Origin of the sequence: Mycobacterium sp. SMC-21 (assembly GCF_045310825.1) — a bacterium.
Classification (GTDB): domain Bacteria; phylum Actinomycetota; class Actinomycetes; order Mycobacteriales; family Mycobacteriaceae; genus Mycobacterium.
The window spans coordinates 1-12,643 of sequence record NZ_JBJIAO010000051.1; the positions used below are offsets into that span (position 1 = coordinate 1).

Genomic DNA, 12,643 nt, shown 5'->3' on the forward strand with positions numbered 1-12,643 from the left:
TCAGATCATCCTCGGGAAGGTGCGCCCTTTCCTACGCCGCCTCGCCGAGGCTCATCCACAGGTTCTGATCATTGCTCTTGTCGGACCGTCGTCATACGTTGATCCCAACGCTTGATGGAGGGCCGATGCGCAACCCCGGCGAGTTCATCGGGCCCAAGTCGCGCCCTGTGCCGCGGCCATGCGTCGAACGTCCGGCGTCCTAGCAGGCACGAATCGCAAACCCAAACCCGCGCGCGGTACCGTTGCCATATGTCCACTACACGGCGTAGGAGGCCAGCGCTCATCGTGCTGGTGACCGTCGCTGCCCTGGGCTGCATGGCCCTGGCCTGGTGGCAGTGGTCGCGCTTCCAGTCGAGCGCCGGCACCTTCCAGAACCTGGGCTACGCCCTGCAGTGGCCGATGTTCGGTGCCTTCTGCTTCTACGGCTACTACAAGTTCGTCCGCTACGAAGATCAAGGCCCCGTAGCGCCGGCCACCAATGAGCCCACCGAAATCCCCGAGGGCCTGCTCCCCGAGCGCCCCAAGGCCGCCAAAGACACCGCGGACCCCACCCTCAACGAATACAACGCCTACCTCGCCGAACTGGCCGAGAACGACAAACAGGACAGGACCACCACATGACCGAGTCGCAGCCGACCACCCTGTCGAAAGACACCATCCGCAAGGCATTGACCGCCTACCGCGTGATGGCGTGGGCGACCGGTCTCTGGCTCATCGCCCTCTGCTACGAGCTGGTCGCGCACTACATCTTCAACGACGCCAGCCTGAACTGGATCGGCATCGTCCACGGCTGGGTGTACTTCGCCTACCTGCTCTGCACGTTCAACCTTGCGGTCAAGGTCCGCTGGCCGCTCGGGCAGACCATCGGCGTCCTGTTCGCCGGCACCGTCCCGCTGATCGGCATCATCGTCGAGCACTTCCGCACCGAAGATGTGAAGAAGCGCTTCGACCTCTGACCGTCAGCCCAGGTGCTTGAGCACCTCGACGGCCAACTGCTCGCCGCGATCCTCCTGGAGGAAGTGCGACGCCCCTTCGATCCGCACCTGCTCGTCGACCGTCGGAAGCAGGTCGACGAACGCCTCGCCCGCGCGCGGATACGGGAACACCGGGTCCTGGTCGGAGAACGCCACCAGCGCCGGCTTCTCCCAGCGGGACAGCGCATCGGTCACGGCCTTCATCTCCGTCGCACCCGCCGCGTCCTCCGCGATCGGCACCAGGAGCGGGAACTGCGCGGCGCCGGCCTTCGACTCGACGGTCGGGAACGGCGCGTCGTAGGCAGCGACGACCTCAGGCGGCAGGTCGGTCGTCGTCGCGCCTTGAATCACGAAGCCGACGGGCAGGTCGGGGTTGGCCTCCGCGAACGCACGCCACGCCATGAAGCCCTTCGACACCCGACCCGTGAACAGCCCGGTGTTGAAAATCGCCAGGGCGCCAACCTGATCCGCGTTCTCTACCGCCCAGCGCAAGCCGATCGGTCCGCCCCAGTCCTGCACGACAACGGTGGCGTCCTGCAAGCCGAGCTCGCCCAGCACCTGGGTCACCAACTCGACGTGCCGGTCATAGCTGTACCACCGCCGGTCGGTCGGTTTGTCCGAGCGGCCGAAGCCCGCGTAGTCGGGGACGATCACCCGGTGCCCGGCCTCAATGAAGGGGTCGATCATCTTGCGGTACAGGTACGCCCACGTCGGCTCGCCGTGGAAGCAGACGATGGGCTTGCCGTCGCGGGGCCCCTCATCGAGGTAGTGCATGCGCAGCCCGTCGACGTCGACGTAGTTGGGGGCGAAGTCGTAGCTCGGCAGATTCGCGAAGCGTTCGTCGGGCGTACGGAAGACCTCAGCGGTAGTCATGTCGTCAACTTACCACTAGTTGACCGACCGGTCAACTAGTAATTACGATCCACAGATGCCCCGAAGTTCCGACGCCCGCGACCGCTTGGTCGCCACCGCCGCACGGCTGTTCCTCGAACGCAGCTACCAAGCCGTCGGCGTCGACGAACTCTGCCGCGCGACCGACATCAAAAAGGGCAGCTTCTATCACTACTTTCCGTCGAAATCGGAGCTCGCCAAAGCCGTTGTCGACTTACACGCCAAGGCATTTCAACGCCAGCTGACCGGCTCCCCCGCCGCGACACCGGCCGACAAGCTGCATGCCATCCCGGACGCCATCGGCGCCATCCAGTCGGCGCTCGAAGCCCAATTCGGCCGCGCCGTGGGCTGCCCCTTCGGTAATTTCGCCGCGGAACTGTCCACCACCGACGACGATCTGCGCGAGCACCTGGCCCACACCCTCAAGACGATGGAACACCATATGGCGGTCATCGCCACCGAGGCCTCAGCGGCCGGAGCGCTGCGCCCCGGCACCGATCCACAGCAGCTCGCGCACGCACTACTCGCGCAGTATCAGGGCATCATCCTGCTGGCGAAGCTGAACGACGCCGGCGTCGCGCACCTCGCTCCCGCACTGCATGGCTTCATCGACGGCTATCTGACCGAGCCGAGCAATCTCTGACGCTGGCTACCGTCGAGACCAACTGAGTGGCGGAAAATGGGCTCGATGATCGCCGCGCAGTTGGTCTCGGCAACTTTGTCACGACGCCTGGCCCCACAACGCGCCATTGAAACGCAGATCGACGTCGTCCGCCACTCCCCGCGCTGCACGTGCACGGGCGATACGTCGCAGCACCACGCCCGCAGGGTCGCGCGACGTCACCCGGATGACGAGCCAATCCATTTCGACCATCTCCTCGACCCGCGCGATGTCCTTGCGAACCTGCTCGGGATCCATGTGATGCCTACCCTCGTACTCGACGGCGATCATCAAATCCGGCCATGCGAAGTCGACAACGCCGATCAAGGAGCCGTACTCGTTGCACACCGGATACTGGCTCTCCGGTTTCGGGAATCCGGCCCGAATGATCAACAACCGCAACAACGTTTCTTGCGGCGACTGCGCCTTCGGGTCAACGAGGGCTACGGTTTTGCGCGCCTGCACTATCCCCCGCTTGCCTTTGTGGCGCTCCGCTGCTGCCGCAATGGCGGCAACCGACAGCCTGGCGGCCCGCGCCAAGGAATCAATCGCCGCGACAGCTGGATCCTCCGGAAGTCTGCGCGCCAGATCGACCGCGGTGCGCGATGCGGTCGTCAGACGCATCTCACCGATCTGGCATATGTCGCCATTGTCGAGGTCGTCCTCCCAGACCACAACGCCCCGCGCGGGGCGGCTATACCGGTCGAAAATGTGCGCAGGGCAATCCGCGCCGATAAACCGCGCGCCATGAAAAGCCGCAGCGGAGTAGCCACCGAGCACACCCCGGCGCTTCGACCGCAGCCACGCCGCTTTCGCGCGCATGATCGCGGTCGGCCTCGTGCCTCTCGGCACGTAGACGTCCTTGTGCACGGCGACAAAGTTCGTCCGCAACTGATGCCGGGTCAGGCGTCCTGCCGACAACGCCTCACTCCCTATGAATGGCTCCCCCACCGGTGCAGTGTGCGCAGCCGCGCGCAGCTCTCGCCATTACGAGCGAGCTGAGCCTGTGGATAACTCCGGCGAAACCAACCGGATGGCGGAAATCGGGCTCGCCAATCGCCATTCAGTTGGTCTCGGCGACTTCGTGCGACAACGCGCCCTCAGGAACCAGCCAACTCCCGCAGCGCCGGCACCAGCTGCGCCAGCGCCCGTCCGCGGTGTGACGCCGCATCCTTCTCCGCCGGCGTCAGCTCCGCCGCCGACACCGAACCACCGGCGGGCACGAAGATCGGGTCATAACCGAAACCACCCGAACCCCGCGGCTCACGCGCGATGGTGCCCGGCCATTCGCCCCGCACCACCACAGAACCCGACGACGACACCAGCGCGCAGCACGACACAAACGCGGCACCGCGACGCTCGTCCGGCACGTCCTGAATCTGGCCCAACAACAGCGTCAGGTTCGCCGCGTCATCCCCGTGCCGCCCGGCCCACCGGGCCGACAACACCCCGGGCATGCCGTTCAGCGCGTCGACCGAAACCCCGGAATCGTCTGCGACACAAGGGATTCCAGTGGCCGCAAAGCCATCACGAGCCTTAGCCAACGCGTTCTCTTCAAACGTCGCGCCGGTTTCGGGTGCCTCGGGGAACGCCGGCACATCGTCCAACGACAACAAGTTCAGACCCGTGATGCCTGCGGCGTCCAGCACCCGTCGCAACTCCACAAGCTTCTTCGCGTTGCGCGAAGCGACGAGGAGCTCAGGCACCAAACGCCTTCTTGGCCGGCGCTGTCGACTCCGGCAGCACACCCGGGTACGGCAACTCCAGCGCCTCACGCTGCAGCGCGAACAACTGGTCGCACGCCGCCAGCGCGGCATCGAGAAGCTTGTCCAGCGTCGACCGCGGGAACGTCGCACCTTCGCCGGTGCCCTGCACCTCGACCAGGGTTCCGGTGTCGGTGGCGACGACGTTCATGTCGACCTCGGCGCGCGAGTCCTCCGTGTAGGGCAGGTCCGTGCGGACCCGGCCGTCGACCACGCCGACCGACACGGCTGCGATGGCACACGACAGCGGGCGCGGATCCTTCAGTCGTCCGGCGGCGGCCAGATAGGTGACGGCGTCAGCCAGCGCCACGTAGGCGCCGGTGATCGCTGCAGTGCGGGTACCGCCGTCGGCCTGCAGCACGTCGCAGTCGATGGCGATGGTGTTCTCGCCGAGGGCGCTGAGGTCGATGCACGCGCGCAGCGAGCGGCCGATCAATCGGCTGATCTCCTGGGTCCGTCCGCCGACGCGACCCTTCACCGACTCGCGGTCGGAGCGGTCATGCGTGGCGGCCGGCAGCATCGCGTATTCGGCGGTCAGCCAGCCCAGCCCGGAACCCTTGCGCCAGCGCGGCACACCTTCGGATACCGAAGCGGTGCACATGACCCGCGTCTCGCCGAACTCCACCAATACCGACCCTGCCGGGTGCTTGGTGAATCCTCGGGTGATCTTTACCGGGCGGAGTTCGTCGTCAAGGCGACCGTCTTCTCGTCTGGACACCCGACAACCCTAGCGGGCCGCCGTCAGCGCGGCGGCGGCTTACCGGCTGGTGATGTCGAACGACTCGTTGCACACCACGGCGTGCACGGGTCCGTCGAACTCGGCTTTGGCCTCGCTGATGACGTCCTCGCGGGACGTCCACGGCGGGATATGCGTCAGCAGCAGCTCTTTGACGCCGGCCTCGCGGGCCGCACGCCCGGCCTCGGTGCCGGACAGGTGCAGCTTCGGCGGACGGTCCGGCGAGTCGGTCCACGACGCCTCGCACAGGAACACGTCGGCGCCACGGGCCAGGTCGATCAACGCGTCGCAGTAGCCAGTGTCGGCGGAGTAGACGAGCGTCGCGCCGGACGGATCGGTGAAGCGCATGCCATAGGACTCGGTCGGGTGGCACACCAGTCGCGGCGTCACGGTCAGCGAGCCGATCTCCACGTCCTGGCCGTCGACCCAGACCTGAATGTCGAAGATGTCGGTGATGTCGTCGATCTCGCCGCCCTCGGGCGACGACGCCGCACCCAGCCGGTGCCAGGTGGCCGCCGGGCCGAACATCAGCGCGCGGCCAACCGGAGGATTCGGGTGATACCGACGCCAGACGAACAGCCCCGGCAAGTCCAGACAATGGTCGGCATGCAGATGTGACAGCAATATATTTACGGCGCCCGGATCAGCATGACGCTGCAGTGCGCCGAGTACGCCCCCACCGAAGTCGATAACCATCGGCGTGGTGTCCGGAGCGGTCAGCAGATAGCCCGAGGCCGGAGAATCCGGCCCACCCACGCTGCCGGAGCAACCGAGAATGGTGAGGCGCACACCCCTAGCTTGCCACGTCAACACGTCCTGCGACGAAAAGACGGCACCATTGGGCGGCCAGTTTCTCGATTGGTCCCGAAAGCGATACCGGTCACGCTTCCGGCAACACCGCGTGCGGCGAATTCGAAATTCAGCAAATTACGTCGGAATCGACGGCAGAGCTGAACCCTTACGCCGTTCGCGCGCTTCCCTTTCCGGACTGCTCAGCAAATACGCGGCGAACACGCCCGCGATGCCACCGCACAGATGGCCCTGCCACGACACGCCGAATGTCCCCGGCAGCGCGCCCCACAGCACACCCCCGTACACGAACAACACGATGATGCCGACGACGATCTGCCACGCGTGCCGCGTGAAGAACCCGAACACGATGAGGAACGTCAGCCATCCGAAAATCAGCCCGGACGCCCCGATGTGGACGGACTCCACACCGCGCGGCGCACCGATGTTGCCGATCAGCCAGGTGCCGAAGCCACCGAGAATCCAGATGATCAGCGTCGCCCCGAGGAAGCGGCCCATGCCCGCAAGCGTCACCAGGAACCCGAGCACCAGAGCCGGGCCGGTGTTCGCGATCAGGTGCGCCCAGTCGGCGTGCAGCAGCGGCGCCCACAAGATGCCCCAGAGCCCGTCGGTCTCCAGCGGCCGGATGCCGTCCTGATTCAGCTCCTGGTTGTGCAGCGCGTCCCAGCCCTCGATGAGCCACAGCAGCGCGACGAAGCTGATGATCGTGACGCCGCCGACCTTCCACGGCGCAGGCGGCTTCGGCTTCGACGACGTGGGCGACAGGTCGTACGTCATGCGCGCTCCGCTCCGCTACTCGCTGGCGTCATAGAGCCAGGTTACCGGCGCGGCGCCTTATCCGAAGGCTCCCGGCAGCAGGCCGCGGTAGGTCGGGATATCGGCGATCGACTCGGCGGCCAGCACGCCGACCATCACGGCGGTCGCGAGCGCGTCGGCGGCGGCCGCCCCGATCTCGGAGATGAGTCGCGTCTCCGGGTTCATCTGTTCCGGCGTCGCGGGGTCCGGCTCGATGCGGACCCGCCCGGTCGCGAGCGCGAAGACGGTGTCACCGTCGACGGCGGTGTGCGCCGGACGGATGGTGTGGGCGAGGCCGTTGTGCGCGGCGACGGCCACCTTCTTGCATCCGGCCGGGCTGAGGGCGGCGTCGGTCGCGACGACGGCGATGGTCGTGTTGAGCGGCTTCGGGTCCTTCACGCGGATGCGGTACGCCTCGATCTGGTCGGACGGCGGAGGCTGTAGCCCGAAACGCGCGATCTGGTCGGCCGCCCAGGGCAGGCCGGTCTGCGGGTCGACGACGTGGCCCGCCGCATTGACGATGACGAGCGCGCCGACGGTGACGCCGTTGTCGAGCGTCACCGACGCCGTGCCGAGACCACCCTTGAGCGCCCCGGCCCGTGCACCCGCGCCCGCGCCCGCGTTGCCGGTGCGCACGTCGGTGCCGGCGTTGGCGACGGCTGCGTAGCCGAACTCCGCCGTCGGCCGTTTCGCCCACGCGCCGACGGGCAGATCGAAGATCACCGCCCCTGGCACGATGGGCACCCGACCGCCGGGCATCTTCACCCCGCGGTCGTGCTCCTCGAGCCACGTCATGACGCCGTCGGCGGCGGCGAGCCCGAAGGCGCTGCCGCCGGTGAGGACGATCGCGTCGACGTGCTGCACGCTGTTGGACGGGTCGAGCAGGTCGGTCTCGCGGGTGCCGGGCGCTCCCCCACGCACGTCGACCGCCCCGATGGTCCCTGGCGGAGCGAGGACGACGGTGGTGCCGGTGGCCCAGCCGCCGCCCAGGGTGGCGTCTTCGATGCGGTCGTGATTGCCGACGAGGATGCCGACGACGTCGGTGATGGAGCCTGTCACCGCTCGTCCAGCAGGCTCAGCACCAGGTACTCCTGCAGATACGTCAGCCACTGGTACACCTCCAGATGCCCCGCCATCGGATGGTCCGGCGAAAGCCGTTGTGGCCCATCGGGTCCGATGTCCAGCATGGCGCCGAGAGCCAGACGGACATCGTTGATCGCGGCCGCCCAGGCCTCGGCCTGCTCCTCGGTGAGCTCGAATTTTCCGGCTGGGTCCGGCAGGGAATCCAGAAGCCGTTGGGCAGCTTGCCGTTTGGCGTCGACGATGGTGGGCTCGTGCAGGCTGCGCAGTGCACCGTTGAGGCTCTCACCGGCAGCGCGGCCGTCCGGGTGCTTGGCGGGATCGTGGTAGAAGTCCGGCAGCAGCCGGCGCATGGTGTCGTCGTCGGGCGCCTGCGACGGCCCGATCTTCATGCCCGTCAGCTCGGCGAGTTCGTCACGCGGTGAAGAGGATTCGCGATCGTCGAGCATCTCGATCAGCGAGCCGACCAGGTTGCGCAACATCGTGACCTCGTGCGCTTCCAGACCCGACTTGATACGCACGCCCGACGACGTGTTGACCCGCTTCCACTTGCGCACCGCTCAGTGGTCCTGCTGCATGGTTGCCCACAGTCCGGCTGCGTGCAGTTTGGTGACGTCGACCTCCATCGACTCCCGGCTGCCCGCCGAGACGACGGCCTTGCCCTCGGTGTGCACCTGCATCATCAACTCGGTGGCACGCACCTCGCTGTAACCGAACAGCTTCTGGAAGACGTACGTCACGTAGGTCATCAAATTCACCGGGTCGTCCCAGACGATGGTCACCCACGGACTGTCCAGGCCGGCCACCTCTTCGACATCAGTCGCCGGGCTCGTCCGCGCGACCGGGGCACCCAGAACCATGAGCCCAGAATAGCCGGGTGGTTGCCGCTCGCAGAACCAGTACGGTGAGGTCTGTGACCGCCGCGTTGCTGACCGACAAATACGAGCTCACCATGCTCGCTGCCGCCCTGCGCGACGGCACCGCGCATCGCCGCGCGTCGTTCGAAGTGTTTGCCAGGCGGCTGCCCTTCGGGCGCCGTTACGGCGTGGTCGCCGGGACCGCGCGGTTCCTCTCGGCCCTCGCCGACTTCCGGTTCGACGACGCCGCGCTGGCGTCACTGGACTTCCTGGATGCCGAGACGCTGCGCTGGCTGGCCGACTATGAGTTCCGCGGCGACATCGACGGCTACCCCGAAGGTGAGCTGTACTTTCCCGATTCTCCCGTGCTGTCGATCCACGGCACGTTCGCCGAGTGCGTGATCCTCGAGACCTTGGTGCTGTCGATCTTCAATCACGACACCGCGATCGCCTCGGCCGCGGCCCGCATGGTCAGCGCCTCGAGCGGCCGGCCACTCATCGAGATGGGCTCGCGGCGCACGCACGAGCAGGCGGCCGTCGCGGCCGCGCGGGCCGCGTACATCGCCGGGTTCTTCGCGTCGTCGAACCTGGAGGCACAGCGGACCTACGGTGTCCCCGCGCGGGGCACCAGCGCGCACGCCTTCACCCTCGTGCACACCGCGACGAGCGGCCCCGACGAGGTTGCCTCGTTCCGCGCCCAGGTCGACGCCCTGGGCGTCGGGACCACGCTGCTGGTGGACACCTACGACATCACCCAGGGTGTGGCCAACGCCGTCGCCGTGGCCGGGCCCGAGCTCGGCGCGGTGCGCATCGACTCCGGCGACCTGGGCGTCATGGCCCGCCAGGTGCGCGACCAGCTCGACGGCTTGGGCGCCACCAAGACCCGCATCGTGGTGTCCGGCGACCTCGACGAGTACTCGATCGCCGGCCTGGCCGCCGCACCCGTCGATGTCTACGGCGTGGGTACGTCGGTGGTCACGGGATCCGGCGCGCCGACCGCATCGATGGTCTACAAGCTGGTCGAGGTCGATGGCATGCCCGTGGCAAAACGCAGCAGCCACAAGGAATCTCACGGCGGCCGCAAGGCGGCCCTGCGGCTGGCGAAGGAGTCCGGAACCATCGTCGAGGAAGTGGTGCACCCCGCCGACGCGGTTCCCACGGAGGACGGCCGGGTGCTGACGGTGCCGCTGGTCCGGTCGGGTTCGGTCGTGTACGACTCGTCGCTGGACGACGCCCGCGCGCGCGTCGCCGCCGGCCTGCACAGCCTGCCGTGGGACGGACTCAAGCTCTCCGCCGGTGAGCCCGCCATCCCGACCCGACTGGTGGGCGCGTGACGACCGACGTTGCCGCGCTGCTGTCCATCGCGGTATCCGCACTCGGCGGCGCCGAACGCAGCGGCCAGATCGAGATGGCCAAGGCCGTCGGCAACGCCTTCGACAAGGGCGAGCACCTGGCCGTCCAGGCCGGGACTGGTACCGGAAAGTCGTTGGCGTACCTGGTCCCGTCGATCGCGCACGCCGTGGCGTCGAATCAGCCGGTGGTGGTGTCGACGGCGACCATCGCGCTGCAACGCCAGTTGGTAGACCGCGACCTGCCCCGCCTGGCCGATGCCCTGGCGCCGCACCTGCCCCGCCGTCCCGAGTTCGCGTTGCTCAAAGGCCGCGGAAATTACCTGTGCCTCAACAAGGTTCACAGCGGCGCCTCCGTCGAGGAGGAGCTCCCCCAGGAGGAACTGTTCAACCCCGTCGCCGCGTCGGCATTGGGCCGCGACGTCAAGCGACTCATCGAGTGGTCGTCGGACACCGAGAGCGGTGACCGCGACGAGGTGGTGCCGGGCGTGCTGGACCGGGCCTGGTCACAGGTCAGCGTCGGCGCGCGCGAATGCATCGGCGCCACCCGGTGCCCTTACGGCACAGACTGTTTCGCCGAGAAGGCCCGCGCGAAGGCCGGGGCGGTCGACGTCATCGTCACCAACCACGCGCTGCTGGCCATCGACGCCATCTCCGAGGTCAACGTCCTGCCCGAGCACCAGCTGCTGGTGGTCGACGAGGCCCACGAACTGGTGGACCGCGTGACCAGCGTGGCCACCGGCGAGCTGTCCGCCACGTCCATGGCCGTGGCGCACCGGCGGGCCGCCCGGTTGGTGGAACCCGAACTGGCAGAACGCCTCGAGGCCGCCATCGCCACCTTGGGTTCGGCCATCCACGACATGGAACCGGGCCGCATCGACGTGCTCGACGACGAGCTGGCCACCTACCTGACGGTGGTCCGCGACGCGACCGACAAGGTGAAGATGGCGATCGACACGGCGCCGTCCGATCCCACCGCGGCGGCCGCGCGCAGCGAGGCTGTCACCGCCTTGACCGATCTGAGCGATACCGCGTCGCGCATCATCGATTCGTTTGTGCCGGCCATACCCGACCGCTACGACGTGGTATGGCTGGATCGCGACGAGTCCAGGGGCTCAGTGCGATACATCCTGCGCGTGGCTCCGTTGTCGGTGGCGGGGCTGCTGCGCGGCCGGTTGTTCGGTGAAGTGACCGCGGTGCTGACGTCCGCGACGCTCACCATCGGTGGACGCTTCGAGTCGATGGCCCGGGCGTGGGGCCTGTCGGTGCCCGAGGACAGTACCGCGACGCCACCGAAGTGGAAGGGCATGGACGTGGGATCGCCCTTCTCCCATGCCAAGTCGGGCATTCTCTACGTCGCCAAGCACCTGCCGCCGCCGGGCCGCGACGCCGCTCCACAGGAACAACTCGACGAGATCTACGAACTGATCACCGCCGCCGGCGGCCGCACCCTCGGACTGTTCTCGTCGATGCGGGCCGCCAAGGCCGCCGCCGAGATCATGCGCGAGCGCCTCGACACCCCCGTGCTCTGCCAGGGCGACGACTCGACGTCAACCCTGGTCCGCCGCTTCACCGACGACGCCGAAACCTCGTTGTTCGGCACGCTGTCGTTGTGGCAGGGCGTCGACGTGCCGGGACCGTCGCTGTCCCTGGTGATCATCGACCGAATTCCGTTCCCCCGCCCCGACGATCCACTGCTGACCGCGCGGCAGCGGGCCATCGCAGCCCGCGGCGGCAACGGATTCATGGCCGTGGCGGCATCGCACGCGGCGCTGTTGTTGGCGCAGGGTGCCGGACGGTTGCTGCGTAGCGTCAACGACCGCGGCGTCATCGCCATCCTGGACTCCCGGATGGCGACGGCCCGCTACGGCGGGTTCCTGCAGTCATCGCTGCCGCCGTACTGGTCGACCACCGACCCGGTCCGGGTGCGCAGCGCACTGGAGCGGTTGGCCGCGTCGAGCTGACGGGGTTCCCCTCCGACGCTGGCGTCGAGCCGCGGCTGACGCGGACACGGTCAACGAGCCCCGGCTTACGGTCGAACCACTTCCGTCCGCGGGACCTCTCTCCGCACCATGTCGCGCCTGGACCTGTCAGCATTGGCTGACATCGTCAGCGTGTGGTGACACTGTCAGCACATGCTGACGGGTCCAGGCGCGACATGTCCCAGACAGCGCCGACACGCCCGAGCTCGAATCCCGACGCCCAGCCTCACGTCCCCCGCAACCGCATGACGTGCTCGCGCTGCAATTCCGCTGCCCGCGTGAGGAATTCGGTGATCAACTCGAGCTGCGCGCCACTGTAGCGGCTCAGCAGAGTCCGCCGGCCGTCGTCCACGAGCGGGCCGATCAGCTCGAAGGCCCGCGCCCGCGCGGTGGCGGTGGCGTGGACCAGGAGTTTGCGCCGATCGCTGGGGTGCGCGGAGCGCGTGACGTAGCCGACCTTCTCCAGTCGGTCGAGCATCGTCGTGGCACTGCCGGTTGTGAGGCCCAACCGGTCGGCCAGCTCGCGCGGGGTCACACCAGCGGCTTCCTGGATCAGAATCTCCAGGCACCGCGCGTCTGTTGCGTTGATGCCGAGCAGGCGCGCGACCTCGCGGTCGAAGTCGTCGACCGCAGCCTGGTAGCCCTGCACCGCCGCGCCCAACCGGTCGGCCACCGGATTTTCGCTTGACAATCGAGCGATCCACCTTTCATTCTATTGCTTGACAATCAAGCTATCTGATTGTCA

15 protein-coding genes are annotated in these 12,643 nt (G+C 67.7%); 5 read left to right on the forward strand and 10 right to left on the reverse strand.

Translation table 11 applies throughout. The annotated features are described in order from the left end of the window. The first annotated feature begins 249 nt into the window (after window positions 1-249). Together ACJH6H_RS27290 and ACJH6H_RS27295 are read left to right on the forward strand one after the other, a co-directional pair. Window positions 250-621: a hypothetical protein gene (locus tag ACJH6H_RS27290; protein WP_061007268.1), complete on the forward strand. Its 372-nt coding sequence runs from the start codon at window positions 250-252 to the stop codon at window positions 619-621. After that, entirely contained in the window at window positions 618-956 is a 339-nt protein-coding gene (locus ACJH6H_RS27295) for a DUF3817 domain-containing protein (protein WP_061007269.1), read from the forward strand. Before ACJH6H_RS27290 ends, ACJH6H_RS27295 begins: the two co-directional genes overlap by 4 nt. A gap of 3 nt (window positions 957-959) precedes the next feature. Here the strand turns inward: ACJH6H_RS27295 and ACJH6H_RS27300 are convergent, their stop codons facing one another. Then, on the reverse strand, window positions 960-1,847 hold the full coding sequence (locus ACJH6H_RS27300) for a haloalkane dehalogenase (protein WP_061007270.1): 888 nt from the start codon (window positions 1,845-1,847) through the stop codon (window positions 960-962). Between the two features lie 55 nt (window positions 1,848-1,902). On the opposite strand from ACJH6H_RS27300, the gene ACJH6H_RS27305 reads away from it, so the two are divergent. Then, window positions 1,903-2,508 carry a TetR/AcrR family transcriptional regulator gene (locus ACJH6H_RS27305; RefSeq protein ID WP_406776190.1) on the forward strand — a complete coding sequence of 202 codons (606 nt, stop codon included), beginning with the start codon at window positions 1,903-1,905 and terminating at the stop codon, window positions 2,506-2,508. Between the two features lie 78 nt (window positions 2,509-2,586). Here the strand turns inward: ACJH6H_RS27305 and ACJH6H_RS27310 are convergent, their stop codons facing one another. From ACJH6H_RS27310 to clpS, 8 genes are all read right to left on the reverse strand, one after another. Further along, window positions 2,587-3,477 (reverse strand): hypothetical protein, encoded by an 891-nt coding sequence (locus ACJH6H_RS27310; RefSeq protein ID WP_318987111.1) that lies wholly within the window; start codon window positions 3,475-3,477, stop codon window positions 2,587-2,589. A 149-nt stretch (window positions 3,478-3,626) separates the two neighbouring features. Continuing rightward, entirely contained in the window at window positions 3,627-4,235 is a 609-nt protein-coding gene (rdgB, locus tag ACJH6H_RS27315; RefSeq protein ID WP_406776191.1) for an RdgB/HAM1 family non-canonical purine NTP pyrophosphatase, read from the reverse strand. Continuing rightward, window positions 4,225-5,007, reverse strand: a complete 783-nt coding sequence (gene rph, locus ACJH6H_RS27320; RefSeq protein ID WP_029105438.1) for a ribonuclease PH — start codon at window positions 5,005-5,007, stop codon at window positions 4,225-4,227. Before rph ends, rdgB begins: the two co-directional genes overlap by 11 nt. 39 nt (window positions 5,008-5,046) lie before the next feature. Beyond that, window positions 5,047-5,814 (reverse strand): cyclic nucleotide-degrading phosphodiesterase, encoded by a 768-nt coding sequence (locus tag ACJH6H_RS27325; RefSeq protein WP_318987109.1) that lies wholly within the window; start codon window positions 5,812-5,814, stop codon window positions 5,047-5,049. A gap of 138 nt (window positions 5,815-5,952) precedes the next feature. After that, a complete protein-coding gene (locus ACJH6H_RS27330) occupies window positions 5,953-6,612 on the reverse strand; it encodes a rhomboid family intramembrane serine protease (protein WP_318987108.1) in 660 nt (219 codons plus the stop codon). A gap of 57 nt (window positions 6,613-6,669) precedes the next feature. Next, complete coding sequence (locus ACJH6H_RS27335; protein ID WP_318987107.1) at window positions 6,670-7,689, reverse strand: P1 family peptidase; 1,020 nt, start codon at window positions 7,687-7,689, stop codon at window positions 6,670-6,672. Beyond that, window positions 7,686-8,267, reverse strand: a complete 582-nt coding sequence (locus ACJH6H_RS27340) for a DUF2017 domain-containing protein (RefSeq protein ID WP_318987106.1) — start codon at window positions 8,265-8,267, stop codon at window positions 7,686-7,688. Before ACJH6H_RS27340 ends, ACJH6H_RS27335 begins: the two co-directional genes overlap by 4 nt. 3 nt (window positions 8,268-8,270) lie before the next feature. Beyond that, complete coding sequence (gene clpS / locus ACJH6H_RS27345; protein ID WP_212812475.1) at window positions 8,271-8,570, reverse strand: ATP-dependent Clp protease adapter ClpS; 300 nt, start codon at window positions 8,568-8,570, stop codon at window positions 8,271-8,273. Window positions 8,571-8,623: 53 nt separating this feature from the next. On the opposite strand from clpS, the gene ACJH6H_RS27350 reads away from it, so the two are divergent. Together ACJH6H_RS27350 and ACJH6H_RS27355 are read left to right on the forward strand one after the other, a co-directional pair. Next, the gene (locus tag ACJH6H_RS27350) at window positions 8,624-9,901 is read left to right on the forward strand and encodes a nicotinate phosphoribosyltransferase (protein WP_406776192.1); all 1,278 of its coding nucleotides are present in this window, start codon (window positions 8,624-8,626) and stop codon (window positions 9,899-9,901) included. Then, a complete protein-coding gene (locus ACJH6H_RS27355; protein ID WP_406776193.1) occupies window positions 9,898-11,880 on the forward strand; it encodes an ATP-dependent DNA helicase in 1,983 nt (660 codons plus the stop codon). The genes ACJH6H_RS27350 and ACJH6H_RS27355 overlap by 4 nt, the downstream gene beginning before the upstream one ends. 244 nt (window positions 11,881-12,124) lie before the next feature. Here the strand turns inward: ACJH6H_RS27355 and ACJH6H_RS27360 are convergent, their stop codons facing one another. Beyond that, on the reverse strand, window positions 12,125-12,571 hold the full coding sequence (locus ACJH6H_RS27360) for a MarR family transcriptional regulator (protein WP_406776194.1): 447 nt from the start codon (window positions 12,569-12,571) through the stop codon (window positions 12,125-12,127). Between the last annotated feature and the right edge of the window lie 72 nt (window positions 12,572-12,643).

Coding starts and splice junctions, on each gene's coding strand:
- ACJH6H_RS27290 (WP_061007268.1), top strand. CDS start 250: ATGTCCACTACACGGCGTAGGAGGCCAGCGCTCATCGTGCTGGTGACC.
- ACJH6H_RS27295 (WP_061007269.1), top strand. CDS start 618: ATGACCGAGTCGCAGCCGACCACCCTGTCGAAAGACACCATCCGCAAG.
- ACJH6H_RS27300 (WP_061007270.1), bottom strand. CDS start 1,847: ATGACTACCGCTGAGGTCTTCCGTACGCCCGACGAACGCTTCGCGAAT.
- ACJH6H_RS27305 (WP_406776190.1), top strand. CDS start 1,903: ATGCCCCGAAGTTCCGACGCCCGCGACCGCTTGGTCGCCACCGCCGCA.
- ACJH6H_RS27330 (WP_318987108.1), bottom strand. CDS start 6,612: ATGACGTACGACCTGTCGCCCACGTCGTCGAAGCCGAAGCCGCCTGCG.
- clpS (WP_212812475.1), bottom strand. CDS start 8,570: ATGGTTCTGGGTGCCCCGGTCGCGCGGACGAGCCCGGCGACTGATGTC.